14 protein-coding genes are annotated in these 22,735 nt (G+C 48.2%); 9 read left to right on the top strand and 5 right to left on the bottom strand.

Annotated features, from left to right (window positions below):
* Window positions 1–68 precede the first annotated feature (68 nt).
* The 9 genes from RDO88_RS07460 (at window position 69) to RDO88_RS07420 (ending at window position 10,038) form a co-directional block, all read left to right on the top strand.
* A complete protein-coding gene (locus tag RDO88_RS07460; RefSeq protein ID WP_205094581.1) occupies window positions 69–461 on the top strand; it encodes a DUF4783 domain-containing protein in 393 nt (130 codons plus the stop codon).
* Complete coding sequence (gene nadC, locus RDO88_RS07455; RefSeq protein ID WP_021847917.1) at window positions 454–1,302, top strand: carboxylating nicotinate-nucleotide diphosphorylase; 849 nt, start codon at window positions 454–456, stop codon at window positions 1,300–1,302. Before RDO88_RS07460 ends, nadC begins: the two co-directional genes overlap by 8 nt.
* Window positions 1,303–1,509: 207 nt before the next feature.
* Entirely contained in the window at window positions 1,510–2,067 is a 558-nt protein-coding gene (locus tag RDO88_RS07450) for a sigma-70 family RNA polymerase sigma factor (RefSeq protein ID WP_307758781.1), read from the top strand.
* Window positions 2,054–3,154, top strand: coding sequence for an outer membrane beta-barrel protein (locus tag RDO88_RS07445; RefSeq protein ID WP_307758780.1), 1,101 nt, complete (start codon window positions 2,054–2,056; stop codon window positions 3,152–3,154). The genes RDO88_RS07450 and RDO88_RS07445 overlap by 14 nt, the downstream gene beginning before the upstream one ends.
* Window positions 3,155–3,228: 74 nt before the next feature.
* Window positions 3,229–3,723, top strand: a complete 495-nt coding sequence (locus RDO88_RS07440) for a DUF4943 family protein (RefSeq protein WP_307758808.1) — start codon at window positions 3,229–3,231, stop codon at window positions 3,721–3,723.
* Between the two features lie 60 nt (window positions 3,724–3,783).
* Window positions 3,784–4,455 carry a DUF4858 domain-containing protein gene (locus RDO88_RS07435; RefSeq protein WP_307758779.1) on the top strand — a complete coding sequence of 224 codons (672 nt, stop codon included), beginning with the start codon at window positions 3,784–3,786 and terminating at the stop codon, window positions 4,453–4,455.
* Window positions 4,456–4,728: 273 nt separating this feature from the next.
* The gene (locus RDO88_RS07430) at window positions 4,729–5,040 is read left to right on the top strand and encodes a hypothetical protein (protein WP_307758778.1); all 312 of its coding nucleotides are present in this window, start codon (window positions 4,729–4,731) and stop codon (window positions 5,038–5,040) included.
* Between the two features lie 81 nt (window positions 5,041–5,121).
* Window positions 5,122–7,233 (top strand): WD40 repeat domain-containing protein, encoded by a 2,112-nt coding sequence (locus tag RDO88_RS07425; protein WP_307758777.1) that lies wholly within the window; start codon window positions 5,122–5,124, stop codon window positions 7,231–7,233.
* Between the two features lie 6 nt (window positions 7,234–7,239).
* Entirely contained in the window at window positions 7,240–10,038 is a 2,799-nt protein-coding gene (locus tag RDO88_RS07420) for a caspase family protein (protein ID WP_307758776.1), read from the top strand.
* A gap of 87 nt (window positions 10,039–10,125) precedes the next feature.
* Here the strand turns inward: RDO88_RS07420 and RDO88_RS07415 are convergent, their stop codons facing one another.
* The 5 genes from RDO88_RS07415 to RDO88_RS07395 all read right to left on the bottom strand — a co-directional run bounded on the left by RDO88_RS07415 (window position 10,126) and on the right by RDO88_RS07395 (window position 22,731).
* Complete coding sequence (locus tag RDO88_RS07415; RefSeq protein WP_374043919.1) at window positions 10,126–11,028, bottom strand: alkaline phosphatase; 903 nt, start codon at window positions 11,026–11,028, stop codon at window positions 10,126–10,128.
* An 11-nt stretch (window positions 11,029–11,039) separates the two neighbouring features.
* Window positions 11,040–12,944, bottom strand: a complete 1,905-nt coding sequence (locus tag RDO88_RS07410) for a heparinase II/III family protein (protein ID WP_307758775.1) — start codon at window positions 12,942–12,944, stop codon at window positions 11,040–11,042.
* 197 nt (window positions 12,945–13,141) lie between these two features.
* Window positions 13,142–15,097 carry a RagB/SusD family nutrient uptake outer membrane protein gene (locus RDO88_RS07405; RefSeq protein WP_307758774.1) on the bottom strand — a complete coding sequence of 652 codons (1,956 nt, stop codon included), beginning with the start codon at window positions 15,095–15,097 and terminating at the stop codon, window positions 13,142–13,144.
* A gap of 30 nt (window positions 15,098–15,127) precedes the next feature.
* Entirely contained in the window at window positions 15,128–18,412 is a 3,285-nt protein-coding gene (locus RDO88_RS07400) for a SusC/RagA family TonB-linked outer membrane protein (RefSeq protein WP_307758773.1), read from the bottom strand.
* A 302-nt stretch (window positions 18,413–18,714) separates the two neighbouring features.
* On the bottom strand, window positions 18,715–22,731 hold the full coding sequence (locus tag RDO88_RS07395) for an ATP-binding protein (protein ID WP_307758772.1): 4,017 nt from the start codon (window positions 22,729–22,731) through the stop codon (window positions 18,715–18,717).
* Window positions 22,732–22,735: the final 4 nt, after the last annotated feature.

The raw sequence follows: 22,735 nt of genomic DNA, 5'->3' as shown, positions 1-22,735 counted from the left end.
CAAAATTACAACATTTTTGTGGTATATTGCAATAAATCCGTATCTTTGCATAGGTAAATGCTTGTAATATGAAAAAACGGGTAATCTTTTTACTGCTCAGTTTGTGGGTGGGCCTTGCCTCCCTGCTGGCGCAGGATGTTCCTGTAGGCGTAGTGGTAGCCTTCAAGAAAGGCAGCTCGCAGGAACTGAACCGCTATCTGGGCGAGAAGGTGGACTTGGTCATCCTGAGCAAGCCTGCCCAGGTGGATAAGGTGGGCGCCGAAGGAGCTATTTCGGACTTCTTTACCAACAACAAGGTAAGCAGGTTCGACGTCAAGCATCAGGGCAAGCGCGATGAGTCGAGCTTCATCGTCGGTACCCTGCAGACGGCCAACGGAAACTTCCGCGTGAATTGTTTCTTCCGTAGAGAACATAACAGATATTTTATACATCAAATAAGGATTGACAAGACAAATGAATAAGGAACAAGAACTGATAGACAGGCTCATCGACCTGGCTTTTGCAGAAGATATAGGCGACGGCGACCATACCACCCTTTCGTGCATTCCCGAGACGGCGATGGGCAAGTCGAAGCTTTTGATAAAGGAAGCAGGCATCCTGGCCGGCATCGAGGTGGCCAAGGAAGTGTTCCGCCGCTTCGACCCCACGATGAAAGTGACAGTCTACATCAACGACGGCGCCGAAGTGAAGCCTGGCGACGTGGCCATGATTGTGGAAGGCAAGGTACAGTCGCTCCTCCAGACGGAACGCCTGATGCTGAACATCATGCAACGCATGAGCGGCATTGCCACCATGACCCACAAGTATCAGGAACGCCTCAAGGGTACGCACACCCGCGTGCTCGACACCCGCAAGACCACTCCCGGCATGCGCATCCTCGAGAAGATGGCCGTCAAGATAGGTGGAGGTGTGAACCACCGCATCGGCCTCTTCGACATGATTCTGCTCAAGGACAACCACGTGGACTTTGCAGGCGGCATCGACAAGGCCATCACGCGCGCCAAGGAGTATTGCAAGGCCAAGGGCAAGGACCTGAAGATAGAAATCGAAGTGCGCAACTTCGACGAACTCCAGCAGGTGCTCGACCTGGGTGGCGTGGACCGCATCATGTTCGACAACTTTACGCCCGAGATGACCCGCAAGGCCGTCGAGATGGTGGGCGGCCGCTATGAGACGGAATCGTCGGGCGGCATCACGTTCGACACCCTGCGCGACTATGCCGAGTGTGGCGTGGACTTCATCTCTGTAGGGGCTCTGACCCACTCCGTGAAGGGACTCGACATGAGCTTCAAGGCTTGTTGATGTTCCTGCAAGAGGAAACGAGATAACAGAATTTGCCTCTCATAGATTGTCTGGTAGCAGGCCAATTTATGGGAGGCCTTTTTATAGATTCATGCAAGGTATGTTTTTGCCTGTTTTTTAACTTCTTTTTAATATTTGGTTTGCAGCATTCCACCAAATGCTGCGTCTAACAGACAAACGACGCGATGAGGCGTCCGTACAAAGGTTTTGGTACAAGATTGTGAAATAGAGTTGGTTGAAGGATGTCGGGCAGGTGACAATGCTGCTCGGAAAGAGTTGTACACCCTTTATTCCCGCCAGATGCTGGCCGTGTGCTATCGCTATACGGGCGATATGGACGAAGCCCATGATGTGTTGCACGACGGTTTCATCAAAATCTTCTCCAACTTCAGCTTTCGGGGCGAATGCTCGCTGGCCACATGGATGACGCGCGTAATGATGACTCAGGCCATCGACTACCTGAGGCGGAAGCAACGCTTCACCCAGCTGGTGGTCAATGAAGAGCAGCTGCCCGACGTGATAGACGAGGCTTCTGTGGCCGAAAGCGGAAGTCACCTGTCCGAAGAAGTGCTGATGCAGTTTGTGGCCGAGTTGCCCGACGGCTGCCGGACGGTGTTCAACTTGTATGTCTTCGAAGAGAAGTCGCATAAGGAGATAGCCCGCCTGCTCCACATCAAGGAACACTCTTCCACTTCACAATTGTTCAGAGCTAAGAGTTTGTTGGCAAAAAGAATTAAAGAATATACTGACCATGAAAGGAAATGAAGAAATAGTCGGATTGTTCCGCCAGAAGCTGGACAAGGCAGAGTTGCCGGTGAATGATGGCTTTTGGGAGGCATTGCAGGGCGACTTGTCGTCGGCAGGCGTTCCCTCCGGCAGGCGTCGGATGCTTTCGCCGTCTTTCTATCGGGTGGCGGCCGCCGCGTCGGTAGTGTTTGTGCTGGGGATGGCTTCGGCCGCTTTCTGGTACTTCTCGCCGAAGGAGGAGATGGAGGAAGCCTTTACGCAGGTGGCGGCTCTGGTGCCGGGCGGAAGTCTGGACGGCGACCGTGTGGATGAGGCTTTCCCCAGTGTAAAGGAGGCGGCTCCCGTTACCCCTTCCGCAAGACCTGCCCAGCCGGTGCTGGCTAGCCGCGAAGAGAAGGCGGGCGACGGAGAGCAGACCATGTCGGTGCATGTCTCCATCCGCGTAACCCAGCAGGTTTATGGACAGGCGGGGCGTAATCAGTCGGGCAACTATCGGGCCGGTATGGGAAACAATGGCTGTCATGCCGCTTCGTCGGCCGAAAGGCAGGCGGCTGGAGATGTTGCTGCTTCTTCCCGTCCCGAAGAGAATATGACGGCCAAGTCGGCCCTGAAGACGCGTAACTGGGCCTTGAAGGCATACTTGGGCAGCGCTTTGCCCGATGGGGACTTCAAGATGCCTCTGACGGCGGGTGTCAGTGTGGAGCGCATGTTAGGCAAGCGGCTCTCGCTGGAGGCAGGCTTGCAATACAACCGCCTGCACGACGTGGCCTTGCCAGGTGGCGACCACACCTATCATACCTTGTCTTTGCCTGTGCGGATGAATGTGCAGCTGGCGGGCAACGACAAGGTCGACTTCTATGCCGTGGTGGGCGGAAGCGTGGAGAAATGTGTGGCTGGAGCCGCAGACAACAGCTTCAAGGCCGAACCCGTCCAGTTGGCGGTGGCGGCAGGTGTGGGTGTACGTTATAAGTTGAACGACCGTTTCGCTCTGTTTGCCGAACCCTTGGTATCCCATCACTTCGATACCGACTCGCCTTCGGCTTCCTTGCGGACGGAGCGGCCCACCAATCTGAATCTTCTGTGCGGTGTACGCATGAGTTATTAATGAAAAAAATGAATTGAATGAATATGACTGCCTTGAAATCTATCCTATACAGCCTTTGCGCAGGCATCTTGCTGATGTGCTCCCTGGCGTTTGTGTCGTGCCGTGGTGAGGCGTTCGATTGCAACGACCCCGATGTAGAGCTGTTCGTCAAGCAATTGCGTGCTGGAAAATATACCGCCCTCAACTCCGAAGGGTTGGGAATCGTCCCCAAGTTCAAGTTCGAGGACATCGGAGAGTTGTTGGAGTATGCCGACGACCTGACGCTTATACCTTCGTTCCCGCTGGCTACCGTTTCCTATTCGGCCGGCGGAAAGCTTCGTTTGGGCGAATGCATCCTTTGGACGGTGGAGACCATCCGCCTGGGACACAATGCTTCGATGGGGTGCAAGATGGTGCATACGGATGCCGACAACTACGAAGGCATCTACTTCCTGACCGACGAAGAGGTGCTGGATGCCGTGGCCCGATACCGCCATTGGTGGGAGAACCGCCAGTATCCGCGCACGGTGTGGACCATCGCCCCCTGCTTCGACGAACCCTTGTGTGGCAGCCGGTACATGTGGTGGTAGGCCGTCATTGTACCGTCTGGACCTGTTTCTGATTGTTTCATTCATTATCGGACTTCTGTTGTGAAACGATATGCATCCCTTTGCGGACTGCTTCTGTTATGGGCAGTCCTCCCTCTTTGCGCCCAAAACTGGACGAAAGCTGACTCCCTCCGCCTGCAACAATTGTTGCAGACCGAAGGCGAAATTCAGTTGAACCTCGACATTCTCCATGAGGCAGAGACGCCATGGGGCTCTCCCAAGGTGTTGGAGGCCAAACCATGGCTCGAGGTGGACGAAACATTGCCTGCCGTCCAAGGTATCCAGCCGCGCAAAGTCAAGATTACCCTTTTTCCTTATACTGCCAATACGCCTTACAATTGGGACCCTGTGCGCCAGCGCAAGATAAAAGTCGACAAGAACACGTGGCGCAACGACCCCTTCTACGAACTCAAGACGAGAACCATCTATTCCAATTGGGCCAAGTCGCCGCTCGACGCAGGTTTGCGCGAGTCGGTCGAGCAAATCGAAGCAACCGGCTTGCGCTATCGGGTGGGAGGTCGTGTGGCCAATCAGTCGGTCTTCGTCTGGGAGGCCGTAAGTCGTCCGTCGGGCTATAGCCTGATGCCCGACAAGGGGGCGCTGAAATTCAAGGCACGCAAGCGCCGTGCCCGTACGTTGGAGGTGCTTCGTACATACGCCGATTCGACTCGTATTGAACCGAAAGATTCCTTGGCCGCGCCTCGTGAGCCGTAGGTCGGTGCCTGTTTGCTTCGCTCGGAGCAGAATGTCAGTCTTTGGCTTGTAGGAGTGACAAAAGAGTGTGGTTCTTTGCTCTTTTGCTTTCATGTCTTTTTGGAGAAAATGTTCAATCAGGCGGATGAAAGCCGAAAATCGAGGCTTGTAACTTCTGAAAAGTGCATTTCCTGCGGGCAGATTGCCTGCGTTTTGTCATCAGATTGCTTGTTTCTTGTCTTCAGATAGTATGTTTTCTTCCTCAAAAAAGGATGAAATGCGTCGTAAAAAGCAATGTTTTACGATGGAAGTTCCTTTCTTGTGGTCGGATTTTCTCCTTTTTTACCTTTCTTTCTGCCTGTTTGGCTTCTTTTCTCACTCCCTCTGCCGCATTTTTCTGCTGGTTTGAATGTAAAGATTTCGCTATTCTTTTGTCTTTCAGCGGGAAAGATGTTTTCTCTTCCGTTCTTTTTGACCAACCTTTCCTTTGCTCCGAAATATGCGATTCTCAGGCGTTGGAAAAATCAAAATGTCATTTTGATAGCAAAGCATTCTTGTCACGGAAAATTAGGACACGTTGTGCTGAAAAATGAATATTGCAGATAAAAATAGATAACTCTTTGCTAGTGAACGGAAAAATGCCTATTTTTGCATCGACATTCGTAAATATATATACAAATTATAGATATGAGTACATTTAATTTTTGGAATTATCCGGTAAAAGGCGTGTCATTGCTTTTTGCTGGCATTTTTTTTTGTGGGCATCTGGAAGCCCAGGTAGAGCTGAAGAGGCAATTCCCTTCCAAGCAAACAATTGAAGCATTCGACAACACTACATTCTGTACAGCCTTCCTCTCGGACGGCCGTCTGTACACCTTGCGTGACATTCCTGTGGCCGAGCTGAGCAAAATCAAGAAAATCTCCTTCAACCCTACAGGCAGTTCCGTGGCCGTCCTGCGTGAGAACAAGCCCATACGCGTCTATTCTTTCCGCATCAAGAACAAGAAGCTGTTCGAGCTGAAGGAAGAACGCAAGTTCAAGGGCGTAAAGGAGAAGCCCATGCCTGTGGCCATGTGCTATGGTGCCGATGCGCGAAACTTCATCGTCTCCAATACCTTTGGCGAAATCGTTGTCTATGATACCCGCGAATATCTTCCCCAGGCCTACATTCAGGGAGAAGAGGTGGCCACCTGCCTGGCCATGAGCTCCAATAATTATTTTATTGCGGCCGCTACGGGCAAGAATATCGACATTTGGAATTTCCAGACAAAAAGAAAGCGCACAACAATTCCGATGCCTGCCGTGGTTAAGGAACTGACCTTCTCGGACGATGCGTCGCTGATGGCTGTTGTTTCGGACGACAATCGTCTGACAATAATTGATACCAAGACGTGGGATAAAAAATACATCTTCGACGACATGCGCGGTGTCCTTTCGTCGCCCTCTTTCCATCCCGAAGGAAAATATATCAGCGTCGTACGCGACAACAACGCCATTGTGGTGATGAACCTGAAGAACGGACATGTGGAGCAGACCATGACGGACAACACGGGCGTGGTGGGTACGCACTTCTTCATGAACAAGCAGACGAGCGATGTCTTCATGCTGAGCAACATGTCCAATGCACTCCTCTTCTGGGATGCCAACGGGTTGAACCCCTTCTTCGGCAAGTTGCTGAACCGCGAAGTGGACGCCAAGATGAACGAGTGGGTGAAGATGATGCAGGGCGAATCGATGGAAGACTATGCCATCCGCGTGAACGACGAAACCCGCAAGAAGCAGCAGGAGCTTTTCGCCCAGCAGATTGCTACGGAGCTGGCCGGCGACCGCATCGCCATTGAAAACCCCTTTGTAGGCGATTATGATGCTTCCAAGGGTATGTTGAACATCGGCTTCAACACCATGCCGGCCATTGCGCTCGAAGTGCCCGAAAATGAAGTGGGCGACTTCAAGGACAGCAAGAACCTGAAGTTCGACAACGCCGTCTACGTCCTCAACGACAAGGACGAGTTCGAGCTGGCTTATGTGGAAGTACGCAACGAGACGACCAACAAAGTCTATATCTACGACAACATCGGTCGTACGAAGCTCACTGCCATGGAGGTGGACGACAACTTTGTGCCGCTCGAAATCATGCAGCAGGCCAGCCGCGAAGAAGTGCAGTTGAAGGAAATCAAGGAAGCCGTTATCGAGGAGAAGAAGCAGGACAAGCTGATAACCGAGAATACGCAGATTGATGTCCGCACCGAAGTTGTGCCGGGTGTAGATGCCGACGGTAACAAGATTCTGAATTACAAGGTAGGCTATCAGTACGAAGTGGTGAACAAGGCCTTCTCTGCCAAGGAAGACTTCCCCTCGGGCGGTTATGACATCGAACGTTCGAATGCGGCCATGTCTCTGATGAAGATTATCAAGAGCGCCTTCGAAGGCGACTTCGCCAAATATCTGGCCGAAGGCAAGAAGGTGAAGATTGTGATTACCGGCTCGGCCGATGCAAGTCCCATCCGCGGCCGCATCGCATACGCCGGCCAGTATGGCGAATATACCGACGAACCCTATTACAAGGACGGAAACCTCGATAACATTACCGTGACCAAGGCTTCGGGCATCACAACCAACGAACAATTGGCCCTGTTGCGTGCCGCCGGTGTGAAGAACTACATTGACAAGAACGTGAATACCCTCCAGAATACGGACAACGAATACGAATATCATGTGGAAGTTGCCAAGGAACGTGGAGGTGAATTCCGCAAGATCAATGTTGAATTCCTGATTATGGATGCATTTCCTACCAAATAAAAATATATGAGAAAATATCTGGTATTATTATTGTTTGTCGTGCTGGGCGGTGTCTCTGGGCTTTATGCCCAGGACGCCGGGGCGGCTTTCAAGCGCGCCAACCAGCAGTATGTGCTTTTTGAAAGCGAACGTGACAAGGGCAGCAATCCCAACGCCATGTACAACTACCTGCTCGAAAGCTATCAGGCATTCAAGGAGGTGGTCGATGCGCAGGACAATGCCCAGTACCTGACTGGAGCCAAGAACCGTCTCCGCTCCATCTATCCCTATCTGGTCAATGCAGCCGTTTACTTCTCGGAGCAGAAGCAGCCTTCCAAAGCTTTGGATTTTGCAGGTCCGTATATCGACATGCCGCAGATGAAGATTTTCCGTAGCGAACTTCTCCAGCGCGACAGCCGTTATGCCTCCATCGTCTATTATGCCGCCGCGGCCGCCTTCCAGTTGGAGAAATATCCTCAGGCCATCCGCTATTTCCGCGAGTACCTGACGGTAACCAATGCCAATGTAGACGATCCGCTGGTCAAGGACTGCTATGTTTACATGAACATGGCCTTCCAGAAGCAGAAGAACTATGCCGAGCAGGAGAAGATTCTGGAGCAGGCCATAGCCAAGTATCCCGTGTCGCTCGATTTCCTCTACAATCTGGTGAATGTCCATATCGCAACGAACGAGATTCCGAAGCTGATGGCTACCATCGACCGTATTTTGGAAATTGACCCGAACAACAATCAGGTGCTGCCCATCAAGGCACGTATCTTGGAGCGTCAGGGCAAGAACAAGGAAGCCATCGATATCTACAAGCGTCTGTATGCCCTCCATCCGGACAGTTATGAGATTCAGACAGGGCTGGCGCGTGCCAACTTCAATGTGGCTACCGAGATTGTGAACAGCGGGCTGACGGTAACCAATGATGCCGAATATGCCTTGATTCGCCAGCGTGCCGCTACCTATCTGATGGATGCCAAAGATCTTTTCCTGAAGATTTTGGCCAAGGAGCCTACATCCAAGATGTACATGCAGGGATTGGCTGGAGTTTATCAGTACATGGACATGAAGGCCGAATACGAAGTGCTCTCCAAAATTATAGCGGAGGGCGATTCCTATACCTCCTTCCCCGCCAAGCTGACTGCCTACAATGAGGCCAACAAGCAGGCACAGGCCGCACAACCCGAGACGGCCGACGCTACTCCCGTACCGGTCGAGCCGGCTATGCTCGTCATTCGGGTGGACAGCTTTATTGATGCCAACAACAATAAGGTGATTGATGCAGGCGAAAGTTTTGCCGTACAGTTTGCGATAGAGAACAAAGGAAAGGGCGATGCCTATAACATCCGTCTCCGCCTCTCCGAGCAGCAAGGTTTCGACGAGTATTTCGACGGTCCCCGTGAATTGGGTGGCGGAAACATTCCTGCCGGAACCTCGAAAGACTATACTTTCCGCTACATTGCCAAAAAAGAATTGCCCACGACGCAGACCCGAATCAATATCTATGCTTTCGAAGCCAATGGATTCGATGCCGACCCGGCTGAGTTGGTAGTCAGTGCACAAGAGTATGCCATGCCTCGTCTGCGTGTGGCCGACCATCAGTTCTTCGCTACCAATGGTTCCTCCATTACATTGGGTAAGAACGGAAAATTGACTTTGGCACTTCAGAACTTTGGTGCCAAGACGGCTCGTAATGTGAAGCTGAACTTCTCCTTGCCCAAGAATGTGTTTACGACCGATACACCCGAAATGTTGATTGACAGTATCGCTCCCGGCGAAGTCAAGACTTTGGATTATGGCTTCCTCGTCAACAAGCGTTTCGAAGGCGACTCCATCGCTGTGATGGTCAACGTGAGCGAAGATTCTCATTCTTCCTATCTGGCCGAAGCCTATAAGGTGAAGGTGGGTGAATATCTGACGGCGGCTAGTACCATCCAGATCAAAGGCCTGGTGGCCACACGTGAAGCGAAAGCCAAAGATTATAGTCTGACGTACAAGAGCGAACTGATGGAAGACGTACCTGTCGGTGCAGTCAACCGTCATCGCTATGCTTTGATTATCGGTAACGAAGATTATAGCATGACAGGTGCCAATGCAGAAATCAACGTACCCTATGCAGTAAACGATGCCGTTGTATTCCGTGAGTATTGTGTGCGCACATTCGGTGTTCCCGACGGACAAATCAAGATGATTCCCAACGCTACGGCTGGTATGATGCACGAGCAGCTCGACTGGTTGGTCAATATGGCCAGCACCGACCCCGAGGCCGAACTGATATTCTATTACTCCGGTCATGGAAACAACGATGAGGCTACCAAGGAACCCTATCTGTTGCCGGTAGATATTACGGGTAAGAATATTCGTCTGGGTATTTCGTTGGCCGACTTGTACAAACGTCTGGCTACTTATCCCATCAAGGGTGCATACGTCTTTCTGGATGCCTGCTTCAGCGGTGGTTACAAGAGTGCTGCTCCGCTGATTGCACAGAAAGGTGTGCGCGTTGTGCCGAAGGTTGGTGTACCTCAGGGCCATACGATGAGCTTCTCTTCCAGCTCAGGTGACCAGACATCCAGTGTGTACCACGACAAGAAACAGGGTTATTATACCTATTTCCTCATCAAGGCAATCAAGGAAGCCGGTGGCGATTTGACCATGAAGCAGCTCTTCGAACGAACCAATGCTGAAGTGAAGAAGGCTACAGCTCTGATTGGTAAAATGCAGGAACCTCAATATATGGTATCTCCTACATGGACAGAGTGGGCAGATGTCAAGCTGAAGACACCGCAAGTTGAAACGGTTGCTCCAGCCGTTCCCCAGTAACTTGGACGTGATTTTGGGTATATAATGAGAAAGAGAGCGTATCTGATTCCGGATACGCTCTCTTTTCTTTTGGATATGGAATATTTGTTATTTGAATATCTGCTTCATGGGACGCCCTGTCCAAACCTGTGGTTGCTTCAGGCGGAAGATATAAGCAATGGTTGCGGCGACGTCATATTGTACCATGCTTTCCTGGAATTCTCCGCCTTGTTTGATATTCTTTCCAGCTATGATGAAGGGCGTTTCCATCTCCTGCATGGTTTTTCCTCCATGTCCTTTTTTGATGCCTCCGTGGTCTGAAGTAATGATGAAGATGCTATTGTCCATCATTCCGGCTTCTTCTACGGCTTTTACGATACGGCCGATGTAGCCGTCCAGTTCCTTCAGTTTGCTGTAGTATTCAGGCGTGTCGTGTCCTATCTGATGTCCCACGTGGTCCGGATTGTCGAAACAGATGGCAACCAGCGACGGTTTCTTCTCCTTGATGTATTTTTCAGACATTTCGCACAGAGCTTCCGGATACTTGTTGTAATCGGGGGCTACGGCGTGATAGTTGGTCGAGAGGGTGTCTACCAGATACTGGATACCTGCCCATTCGCTCAATACACCGATTTCAGCATCCGGATATGCGTCACGGTAGAGTTGGAAAATGGTGGGAAAGATGTTGTTCTTGACAATGACACGTGAAGGCAGTTCGGGAGTACGCGATCCCCACTCTGTATATCCGTGCAGTTCGGGGCCGGCTCCCATAAACATGGAAGCCCAGTTTACGGCACTCGATGATGGAAGTACGGTTCTTTTCTTCAGCGTATAGCATCCTTTTTCCATCAGAGAACGGATGGTGGGCATGTCGGCTTTGGCCATGCTGTAGGATCCCCATCCGTCCAGGCCAATGTATACGACGTGTTTTGCTTTGGGAGAAGCAGCTTGTGCTGCCCCGATGAACATGCAGCCTACTATCAGGCATAGATAAAATAGATTTTTTTTCATGATAAATTTGATTATAAACTCTTGATTGTAAATGAATAATTACCTTTTTTAGCCAATTGTTTTGCCTTGAATGACAGACGGTAGATTTGTTTGCCCCATACGTTGGACAGACGTCGGTCTGTCAGTTCGACGGTTTCTGTTTCCAGTTCAAACATTTGGGGATTATAGATCAGTTCGGCTTTCTTGTCTTTCACTTGCAGAATGATCTTGCCGGGTTTCACATCGTCAATGATTGCCCATGTCAGGAAGTTGATAATGTTGGGGGCTATGGCTTTCTCCAGTTCAAACGCGTCGTTTACCATTACCTGTTTTCCTTTTAACCGATAGGAACGAATCCATTTTTTGACTTGGGCTTCCTGAGGATAAGCTGTGGCAATATTCGCCTCGAAACGGTTGGGAGATGCTTTCACTTCGCTGGCCTTGTATTTTTTTCCGTTCTTTTGGGCTACTCCATTGATCATGGGAAGGTTGTGATAGTTGCTTTGCATGGTCCAGATGGAATAACGTTCATTGCTGAAGGTCTGGCGGGTATACGTGCCTACACCCGCGTCAATCAGCAGAGGGGTCTGGTCAATCCAAAGTGAGAAAGAACCTACGTCATTGTGGTTGTGGCTTTCGTCGTTATATCCTCCTTTGGTGGCGAGGAAGAGCCCTTTGTCGGTTGTCAGGTAGCAGAACTCGGTTTCGGGATACCAGGTGAATGGGAGAATTTCATGCTTGGGTTCTGTCTGTTGTAGTTCCTGGTCGATACTGATGGCCGTCAGCGTACGGAAGAGATCTCGTCCGTTGGAAGGAGCTTTGGCCGGTTTGCGCATCAGCGCAGCAAATCCTTTCAGTTCGTCGCTTCCTACTGCCTTTCCGAACCGATAGATGAGGGCGGCATCTCCTCCGCCTTTGGCTGAGGCATCGGCAAAGTTTACCACCCAACCGTTTCCGACGTATGAGCGTGAAATGTATTCCCCCATGTTTCGGATGATGGGCTGGTCGAAGATGTTGACTTTACCTCCAGTGGCGCAGGACAACAGTTCCAGATAGTCCAATGTTTTTCCGGCAGCGTGTCCCCAGTAAGAAGGACCTTCCTCACAAGCACCGTCAGCTTTGATATAATTGAGGTATTTGTCTACCGATTCCATGGTCAGAAAGACGCCTTGGGCCAGTCGGTCACGGTTGTTTTCCATCAGCAGGAAGCACATCAATACATTGCTGTTGCACCACGGGTTCCAATTGTTCAACATGCGTCCGTTATAGTTACGCCCCATCCACCAGAATGAATCATTGGTAAGGTAAGGAGTCAGGATACGGGTCTCTATTTCGTGGCGCAGCCGGCGGGAAATTTCCGGATTCACCTTGTCAAAGGTCTGGTGCATGAAATAGTAGGTCCAGGAGAGGACTCCGCCCAGGTCTCCCGAAACCAGGTCGATGACCGGATAGTCGTAGGATGGAAGTGAACGATGTGAAGGTTGTACAATGAGGTGTGCCGACAAGGCCCATGAAGTCATTTCGCAGGCGTGGAATACTCCGTTGATCAGTTGGTCAACAAAACGCCCTTTTCCTTCGGCCAGTTCAGCCAGTAGCAGTTCGGTAATGGCACGGTTGTTGGCATCGAACGGTGATTCCATGATGCTTCGGTTGCCACTCCGTTCAAATTCCAGATAGTCGGTGGCTTTGACCACTTTCCAAGAATAATCCAGCAGTTTTTCTCCCCGGCGGATGTATTCGTCTTTATAATTTCCCAGAAAGGCATCCCACCCCTGCCGGTCTTGATAAGCCGGATAGGGGACCCATCCCTGGTCAGGAATCAGCACTTCCTTCAGCTTGTCAATATCCGCTTGCTTTTGCAAAAAGTCTCTTTCCGTATAGCCGAACATGATATTCGTCCATAACAGCAGACAGAATAAAGTACATAATTTTTTCATGATACCAATTTATTTGTTTGTGAATATAAAGAATAATGCAAATATGCTGGATTTTTGTCAATTTGATGGTTAATATTGTCTTAAAATGGTACATTTATTATCCAAGATTCAGGTGGAGTATAGAAAAAGGGTCGTACCAAACTTAAGATAGAGTTTGATACGACCCTTTTATGTTTTAAATATCTATATCGATATTTTTAGTAAAGCCAACCCGGTGTCTTCTGTAAGTTCGGGTTCTTTTCTATTTCTGTGCTCGGCACAGGGAAAATGCTGTAGTCATTTGTCTTTGACCAGCTTGCTCCACCATTACCGCTACTTTGGAAGCCCGGGCAAGTCTTTGAACCGGCCTGATAGTTCATGAACGGTTCAAATTCAGTCTGGCGGAGTGTACCCCAACGGAATTCTTCGAAGAAGTTGACACCTTCCATACAAAGCTCGCGACGGGATTCGTTACGGATCTTGTTCAGGGCATCTTCCTTATCACTGAAGGTGTACGGCCACATCTCTACCGACGGACGCTGGCGAACTTGGTTCACCTTGTCGGCAGCACCATCCAAATCGTCCAGTTGGGCCAATGCTTCCGCCCACATCAGCAGTACGTAAGCATAGCGGTATATCGGTTCATCAATAGGGCTGTCTTGTGCATATTCACATTCGTAGCCTTCCATCACGAACTTACGATAACGGTAAGCGAATTCAGCTTCACTGTTACCATCTTGCATGAGGTCATACGGAGCACTTACTCCCCAACTGGGGTCTTCCTGCAAATCAACATAGTGGCGTGATTGTTTTACCGGCCAGCGGAACACATAGGGAATCGGATTAAGGTCACCTGCATTCAGGCGTTGAGAATCACCTCCATAGTAGGGTTCATCATAGGGAAGAATCACGTTGTAGCGCAGACGTGGGTCACGGTTTTCCCAAGCTTTCTTCAAACGGGCTTCGTTGCCGTCAGGCAGGTACAGGTTGCGGTTCTGTTCTGATACATAGTTTATCTTTTGTCGCAGTACTTTTCTCAATTCGGGACCACCCAGTATTGCTCCGTTATCCAAAGAATCGCGGAGGAAGTAAATCAAACGGTCGTTCGGAGAGAGGTCGAAGTAACCGGGGATGATGTCGTTCCAATCGAAATCTCTTTGCTCATTCTTATATTCATATAAGTCTACCAGAGCATTGGAGGGCGAGAAGTAGGACCAACCTTCCACTCCATCGCGTCCCACCATGGAACGAGTTCCGCAGTAACGTTGTGTAGAGTTGCCATATCCTTCCAGCTTATCCGTGTTGGATACGGCGAAAATCATTTCTTCGCATCCTTCATTCTCTTCCGTGAAGAGTTCCTTGTAACCACCTTGGAACAGACCGAAACCGCATTGTCCTACTTTCTCAAAATCAGCGATAGCCTTACGGAGCAGTTCTTCGTCGATCGTAGTGCTTGTTACAGTTCCTACTGCATTGTCATAATTATACTTGGCACCCAGCATCAGGTAAACACGTCCACGCAATGTGTAGGCAGCACCCTTACAGGCACGTCCTGTTTCAGCATAATGGTCGGGAAAATTGGGCTCATCGATACAATCCGTTAAATCCTGGATGACTTGAGCCCAAACTTCTGCTTCAGGAGACTGTCCTTTTGTACATTCGTCCACAGATTCCAGTGGCTTCAGGTAGAGAGGTACTCCCAAACCATAGCGGCCGAACAGTTCATTCAGTCTTGTATAGTAGAAAGCACGGAGAAATTTGCTTTCGCACAACAGACGCAAACGGGTTTCCTCATCTATACCACCGCCTCCCGGTTGAGACAGGGCCTCAATGGCGGAATTGGCACGATGAACACCTTCGTAGAAATTCTTCCATGCATGTGAGAAGAGTCCGTCGCTTGATCCTGCTGTACCTTTTGTATAAGGAGGGGTACGATAAGCGTCGGTGGTCATGCCCAATGCTTCGAAGGCAGGGGTTGCATTCGCATAATCTGTATTGTATACGCCCCAACCGCGCAATCCTTGGTAGATAGCAGCTACACCTGCGTTAGTCAATGCGGAATTGGTCCACATATTACCGGAAGCAATCTGGTTGTGGGGAGCCATATCCAGGTCAACACAACTTTGCAATCCGCAAAAAGTCAATCCTATAAGAGGTAGAATTATTTTTTTCATATTCGATGTTTCAGTTGTTTGTCAATAGATTTAGAAAGTGATGTTAATACCGCCGGAAATCATGCGAGGAATGGGGTAGGAAGTAAATCCTGAACCGCTCATTTCTGGGTCTACACCGGGGAACTTCGTGATGGTCAGCAAGTTCTCAAATGAAGCGAAGATACGCATCTTGTTGATATACGCTTTTTTCATCAATGATTGTGGCAATGTGTAACCAACCTGTAGTGTCTTCAGTTTGATGTATGAAGCATTGTACAGTTCGCTGGTATTTGCACGGTGCGCACTGTTGGTGTTACCAATACGCATGTAGGGTGCGTTGATGTTGGCGTTCGGATCGGTAGCCGGGTCATAGTTCGGATCGGTAGCAGAGAGGACAGGATCACAATAGTAGAAGATGTTACGTGCATCTCTTGCCACGATAGTACCTTCCTGCCAGCCGGCATCACTCATCTGGTTGAAACCACGTTCGTAGATGTAGCGGTACATACCGGCATTTCCAGCCCATGTCATGTTCAGATCGAAGCCTTTCCAGGCAGCTGAGATATTGATACCATAAGTGTATTTCGGTGTAGTGGATTTACCTGTGAATACACGGTCATTGTCGTTTGTACCATACATACCGTCACCGTTGACATCTGCGTAAATCATTTCACCGTACCACAAGCCTTTACCTTGTCCGATACTCTGGTTGTTGAAGTCATATACAGGGTTTCCGTTCGCATCGCGGTAATCCAGCATAGCACGTACCCAGTCAAGGTCTTGTTTCGTACGTATCATACCGTCACGCGGACCTCCGTTGGGGTCGGGAGTTACACCGTCGGCCAAATAAATGTTTCCATTACCTTGATGGCGTTCGAAAAGATAGTGTTCGTTGTACATGTGATCTTCTACTACGATCGTGTTTCCATAGTCGGCTACATCACCACGGTTTGTTACGTATACGCGGTCACCATTTTCATCCACAATCCATCCTTGTTCCAGTTTGCCTTTATACTTTGAAACAGTATTCTTGTTCCAGGCAAAATTAACGCCGATGCTGTATTCAAAGTCTTTGATATTGTCTGACCAACGCAGGTTCAGTTCGATACCACGGTTACGCATATTTGATGTATTGGTCACGGGAGCGCTGACACTACCCATGGTCATATAGATGGACGGTGTAGCCAGGATACCTTTTGTAGTACGTTGATACCAGTCAGCTTCCAGAGACAGGCGATTATTCAGGAATCCCATTTCCAGACCAATGTCAGTCGATTCACCGGCCTCCCAATGCAGATAGGGGTTGGCAATCTTACTCAGACGCAGGCCTTTGACCGTTTCACCACCAAAGGAGTAATTGATGGAACTGTAAGTAGCCTGCCAGTCATAATATCCGGAAGTGGTGTTACCCAGCTTTCCCCATGATGCGCGCAGTTTCAGATTAGAGAAAATGTCTTTGGCCGGCTCCATGAACGACTCTTCCAGAACGCGCCAGGCGGCAGATACAGAAGGGAAAGTTCCCCAACGGTGATCCGGTCCGAAACGTGAAGAACCGTCACGACGGAAATTGGCTTCCAACAAGTAGCGACCTTTATAAGAATAGTTCAAACGACCAAAATAGGAGACAACACCATATTCCTGCATGGCCGTACCTCCTACAGTCGGAATCATTTTGTCGGTAGCGGCAGTAAAGTCGGGCAATGACATGTCCAGCAGACCTGTACGGGTAGCACTAAAGCCTTTCACCATCCAATAGTATTGTTCTGTACCCAACATGATGCTGAAATCATGGTCACCAATCGTATTGGCATAGTTGATGGTACCTGCCTGTGTACGATTCTGGTAGCGGGTAGTTCCGCGTGAAGTGGTAGCTTGGTCACTGCTGGTACCAGGATAGAAATCACCTGTACGGAAGTTTTCCTTGTCAATGCACTTGCTGTAAGTCTCGGATTCACTGAACAGAGTCTGGTAGTTGAAACGGCCTTCGATTGTCAAACCTTTGAAAGGTTTCAGACGGGCATACCAAGTAGTGTTCAAGCGAGTGTCATTATAGGCTCCACCGGTACTTACTACGGTAGCCAACAAGTTATTGTTAGACGAACCGTCTACAGCTACACCATATCTTCCGTCGTACTCAGGTGTCATGGCCGGTGTATTCTGGAACATGTAGCTGAAGCTGGTATTACCCGGTTCGCTTTGTTCAAATGTAGCATACGTCTGTGTTCCGATAGATAAGAACTTACTGATTTCTGTTTCTACATTGATACGTCCTTCATATCTCTTCATACCGGTATTTTCCAGCATACCAGGATTGTCCATATAACCGAATGAAAGTAAATAGGTGGTTTTGTCACTACCGCCGGTGATGGATACATTGTGTTTGTGCATCGTGTAGGGGCGGAACAGTACGTCTACCCATTGTGTACTGGGATATGCCAGGAAGTTGGGTACACCATAAGGATTGTCAGTTCCATAAGGGTTGGAAGCGGCATTCTTCAGGCCTTCACGCCATTCGTCGATAGCGGCCTGTGTATATTTGGTACCAGCCTGATAGTCACGGTTAGTACTCCACCGGTTGGCCATTTCCATGTATTCAGCATAGTTGTCTTCGAAGCGGAAAGCTTTTCCGCTCATCTTCGAATTGGTGACGATACCGGTATAAGTTACTTTGGGAGCCTGACCTTTCTTTCCTTTTTTGGTAGTGATGAGAATTACGCCGTTGGCACCTCTTGAACCATAGATTGCGGCACTCGCTGCGTCTTTCAGGAAAGAGATAGATTCTACGTCATCACTATTGACAGAAGCGATACTTGCTTCCGAACCGTCAACAATTACCATAGGGGAAGTACTGTTGAAGCTACCTAGACCACGCATTTGAATGTTGGCACCATCACTGCCCGGCTTACCTGAACTCTGACTTACTTGTACACCGGCAGCCAGACCGGAAAGAGAACTGGAGAGGCTGGTTGTTGCACGGCTTTCCAGTTTTTCAGAAGATACTGTAGAGACCGAACCTGTCAGATTCATCTTCTTCTGGATACCATAACCCACGACAACAACTTCGTCCAGCATTTCGGTGTCTTCCTTCAGTGTAATCTTGAATTCCGTTTTGCCTTTGGTAGAGATTTCCTGGTCTGTATAACCGATGAAACTGACTACCAATATAGCATTGTCTTGTACGGTAAGGGTAAAATTACCGTCGATGTCGGTGATGCGTCCGTTTGTGGTTCCCTTTTCCAATACGTTTGCACCGATGACGGGTTGCCCTGTTTCATCAAATACTGTTCCTTTGACGGTTTTCTGTGCAAAGACCGTTGTGAAGGAACACAAGAACATGCATAGAAGCATTAAAAGTTTGGGTGAACTTACCCGAATTCTGTGTTTTTGTTCCATAAAAGATTTTTTAATAGATGAGTGAATAAATCCTTCTCTGTTTTTACTTTTTTATTAAAAACAAGGCAAAGTTATCAAACCAGTATTGGAATGGACTATGAAAATCGTCCGAATAAACCTATAAAATTGTCTATATACGTCTGGACAATACCTATATGTGGGGGGGAAATAATACTCTCGGGCACTTTGTAACAGAAATGTAAAAAGAAGGAAGAAAGCTTGCTTCAATTAGGATAATAACAGAATTATTGTTTTTTCTTCTGGTATTCCCTTGGTGTACATTCATACTGGTTTTTGAAACAGCGGCTGAAATAGACGGAAGTACTGAAACCACACCGGTCACTAATTTCTGAAATAGGCAGATCAGGATACTTTTGTAGCAGCATAGCGGCATGTTGCAGACGATAGTTCAAAATGAAGTTGTTCGGAGTCATTCCTGTTAATGCTTTAAACTTGGCATATAGCAGCGAGCGGCCCACACCTACTTCTTTACACAGTACGGGGATGTCAAAGTCTACATCATCAATGTGTTTTTCTATAATTTGTGTTGTACGCTTCAATAAGTCCTGGTCCAGCGGATTGATACTGCTCAAATCTATTTCAGATATAGGCTTTTTGTTGAATTGGTGTTGCACGAGCAGACGATTGCGGATAAGATTGTTGGCACGTGCCAATAACAGTTGGGCGTGGAAAGGTTTGGCTATATAGTCGTCTGCTCCTCTGTTCAGTCCTTCCAGGTTATGTTCCGGCGAATTGAGGGCGGTCAGTAGAATAATGGGAATATGACAAAGATCTATATTATTCTTGATTTGCAGGCACATTTCCGTACCCGTCATTTCCGGCATCATGATGTCGCTGATGACAAGATCAGGTTTTTGTTCATGAACCAAATTCAACCCTTCTTTACCATTCCGGGCACAAATAACATTATAGAACGGGGCAAACAGTTCTTTCAGAACTTGTAGCAGTTCTTCATTGTCCTCTACAAGCAACAGGTTATATGGAGAGTTGTCGTTATTCCTTGGGGCGATTTCTGAAAGTTTTTCTTCGTCTTTAGAAGAAGGTATCGAGTCAGAGATGATGGTGGGCTCTTCGCTCTCGGACACAAATTGTACATTGGTGTCTTGTTGAAATACGCTTTCCTGCAAAGGAAGCCTGACCGTGAAGGTACTTCCCTTTCCCAGAGTACTTTCTACGGTTATATTGCCATGATGCTTTTCAATGATGTTTTTGGTCAGTGTCAACCCTATTCCGGTTCCTTTGAATACATCTTTCTTGTCTTTCGGATTACCTCCTTGATAGAAACGGTTGAAAATCAGTCCGGTTTCCTGTTCAGATATTCCGATGCCGGTATCGGATATTTGGATGTATATTTCGTTGTCTGTTATGTCACCAGACAGGGTAATCTCTCCCTTGTCGGCCGTGTATTTGAAGGCGTTGGACAAAAGATTGAAAAAGACTTTTTCCATGAGGCGAGGATCAAACCAGCAAGGAATGGGCGTGTCGGGTAGACGGAATTGATAGATTATTTCCCGTTGTTTGGCATAATCTGCGAACGACAGATATATTTCTTTCAGAAAACTTCTGATATCCTGGTGTTTCAGGCAGATTGTCTCCCGATTCTGTTCAAGTTTCCTGAATTCAAGCAGTTCGGAAACCAGATTGTTCATATACTGTGCGTTCTTTCTTATCTTCAGGATGGAATTATAAAGGGTAGGGCTTAACGAATTTCTTAGCAACATGTCAATGTGGCTGATGATAAGGGTGAGTGGAGTACGGAATTCGTGGCTGACATTGGTAAAGAATTCCATCTTTTCTTTACCGAGCTGTTCGGCCTGCTGTTTCTCGAAACGTTCTTTTTCCAATGAGAGGGCCAATGTGCGCTGCCTTATACGGTTGGAAATGAAATAGGAAACACAACCTGCAAAACACAGGATGTAGGAGAGCCAGGCCCACCATGTGGCGTACCACGGAGTGGATATCAATATGGCCATTTGAAGCTCGTCAGAGATTCTTTGTCCATTGTATTCATTGATAGCTACAATGCGGAGGGTATACTTGCCCGGGTTAAGATTCGTATAGTTCAGTTCCGTCTGTTTACCTTGGATCCATTGCTTGTCGAATCCTTCCAATTTGTACATGAACCACTTTTCCGAAACCTGTTCCTTGTAGTCGGAGAAGGTGAAACGGATGGTAAAGTTGTTCTGGTGATGGTTCAAATGTAATTTCTGAGTATAAGGAAGGACTTCGGTCAGTACATGGGATTCGTCGTTAGGGCTGACAAGGCGGTTGTTGATCCACAATTCTGAAAAATAGAAATGCGTGTACAGTGTGTCCTTGGGGGATTGCAGGAATTCGTTTTCGTGGAATGAAGTTACTCCTTCCGTATCGCCCACATATATTTCGCCTGTTGCGGAAACATGTATACCGCATCCGTTAATGATGTGTGCGGAGGGAAATTGGTTCATGATGTCCAAAGTTGTAAACGACTGGGTATCCGGATTGAAACAGCTTACCCCTTTAGAGTGGGTTATCAGTATTTTACCGCTTGGCGTATAGCTGAGACTATAGCAGAAATCATTGGGCAACTGACTGTTACGGACGGTATATCTTGTCACTGATTGTTTTTGCTTGTCATAAAATAGCAACCCGCTTCCCAGTGTTGTGATATATGCACCTTGGGGAGTGGCCAATACCTTGTTGGCTGTTGTCTGGTGCCCTTTGACGGTCAGCGGAATGTAGTTGACAGAGTCGGTATGGCTTACATGTGACAGAACGAGCATATCCCAGGCCAGCAAATACATATTACCCTCATTGTCTATGTCGAAATGTTCGTAATAAGCGTTTCGGATAGGTAATTTGTGAATTTTCTGGGTTTGGATATCCAGTCGGAAAACACCGTTTCTGGCAGTGAGATAGAGCTGGTTCCCATACATTTTTACATGGTATACTACGTTGCTGGGGAGTTCATTGGAGGATGATTGAGGGTAGTTATGAAAACTTCCGGTATTCAGATTGTATTGTGACAATCCCCCCAGATAAGTACCTATATACAGGCAATTGCGTTCTTCATCGTAACAGATGCTCTTAATATTGTTATGAGGCAGCGCATTGCCTTTGCCGGCAGTAAATTGTTTCACGATGTTCCAATCCTTGTCTACACAACAGATTCCTCCTCCGTCGGTACCGAACCAAAGGTGGTGGTTCCGGTCGGAAATCAAATCGCCTATATATGAATAGCTTAAGTCTGTAAGAGCGTTTTCCTGATAGTTATAGTGGGTGAAGTCTGTTCGTTGCGGGCTGAAATAATTGACTCCACCAAAATAACTTCCGATCCAGATAGTTCCTTGTATGTCTTTGTATAGCGAGAATATGGACGGATGGGTAATTCCTCCCATATATTTGGGAATTTGTATAAGTTTATATTCTCCTGTTGAGGACGTGTATTTATGCAATCCATCAAATGTTCCGAACCAGATATTCCCTTCATTGTCTTCTACGAATTCACGTATTTGTTTGCTGCTGATGCCTTCTGTACTTTGTGGACGGTAGGGAACCATATAAATGGAGCCGTTCACTTCCTTTTTATAGAGTCCGTTCATGCGTGTACCTATCCAGATTTCGTTTCTGGAGCTGACAAATACGCTGTAGACGTCGATACCTTCCAGCAGATGCTGTTGTTGGTCTGTTTGCCTATTTATGACGAATACCCCATTTTTAGTGCTGACATAGGCATAATCTTTCTGGATGTTGAGATGATTGACGACCGAATTTTTCTGAAGTTTGCAAACGTAAACTGTCTTTTCTGTTCCATTCTTCAGGCAGAACAAGGAATCCTTCCTTGCATACCATATATCTCCTTCGAAGGAGGTAAGAGCCGAAACTTGTTTCCCTTCTGGGATATAATTGAAAGTTCCGTGCCGGATATCGTATTTGATTATCCTGTCATCGATGAGCATGTAGATGTCATCTTGTTTGTTGCTTACGATCGCAGCCACGTCGTTGCCCAGCCAGATGGAGGGAACAGTATCCTGTGCTGTCTGAAGCCATCCTTGATAGACGGTAATCCGATTGCCGTCGTATACATTGAGACCTTCTTTCGTTCCAAACCACATCCGGCCCAGGCAGTCTTGATAGATAGCCATAACCGAAGGACTGGAGAGCCCTTCGGACAACCCGATATGGTTGAAATACTCTGCGTGCGACAAGCGGATGTTGCCAAGTAACACAAAGAGAAACAAGAAGAATACCTGTTTGGACATTACG

Origin of the sequence: uncultured Mediterranea sp. (genome assembly GCF_902493215.1) — a bacterium.
In the GTDB taxonomy this organism is placed as follows: domain Bacteria; phylum Bacteroidota; class Bacteroidia; order Bacteroidales; family Bacteroidaceae; genus Bacteroides.
This window is presented reverse-complemented; position numbering and strand designations above follow the sequence as displayed.

Bases quoted from the DNA above. Each gene is read 5' to 3' on its own strand.
- RDO88_RS07460 (WP_205094581.1), top strand. From the start codon at position 69: ATGAAAAAACGGGTAATCTTTTTACTGCTCAGTTTGTGGGTGGGCCTT.
- nadC (WP_021847917.1), top strand. From the start codon at position 454: ATGAATAAGGAACAAGAACTGATAGACAGGCTCATCGACCTGGCTTTT.
- RDO88_RS07445 (WP_307758780.1), top strand. From the start codon at position 2,054: ATGAAAGGAAATGAAGAAATAGTCGGATTGTTCCGCCAGAAGCTGGAC.
- RDO88_RS07440 (WP_307758808.1), top strand. From the start codon at position 3,229: ATGTGCTCCCTGGCGTTTGTGTCGTGCCGTGGTGAGGCGTTCGATTGC.
- RDO88_RS07430 (WP_307758778.1), top strand. From the start codon at position 4,729: ATGTTTTACGATGGAAGTTCCTTTCTTGTGGTCGGATTTTCTCCTTTT.
- RDO88_RS07425 (WP_307758777.1), top strand. From the start codon at position 5,122: ATGAGTACATTTAATTTTTGGAATTATCCGGTAAAAGGCGTGTCATTG.
- RDO88_RS07420 (WP_307758776.1), top strand. From the start codon at position 7,240: ATGAGAAAATATCTGGTATTATTATTGTTTGTCGTGCTGGGCGGTGTC.
- RDO88_RS07415 (WP_374043919.1), bottom strand. From the start codon at position 11,028: ATGAAAAAAAATCTATTTTATCTATGCCTGATAGTAGGCTGCATGTTC.
- RDO88_RS07410 (WP_307758775.1), bottom strand. From the start codon at position 12,944: ATGAAAAAATTATGTACTTTATTCTGTCTGCTGTTATGGACGAATATC.
- RDO88_RS07405 (WP_307758774.1), bottom strand. From the start codon at position 15,097: ATGAAAAAAATAATTCTACCTCTTATAGGATTGACTTTTTGCGGATTG.
- RDO88_RS07400 (WP_307758773.1), bottom strand. From the start codon at position 18,412: ATGTTCTTGTGTTCCTTCACAACGGTCTTTGCACAGAAAACCGTCAAA.
- RDO88_RS07395 (WP_307758772.1), bottom strand. From the start codon at position 22,731: ATGTCCAAACAGGTATTCTTCTTGTTTCTCTTTGTGTTACTTGGCAAC.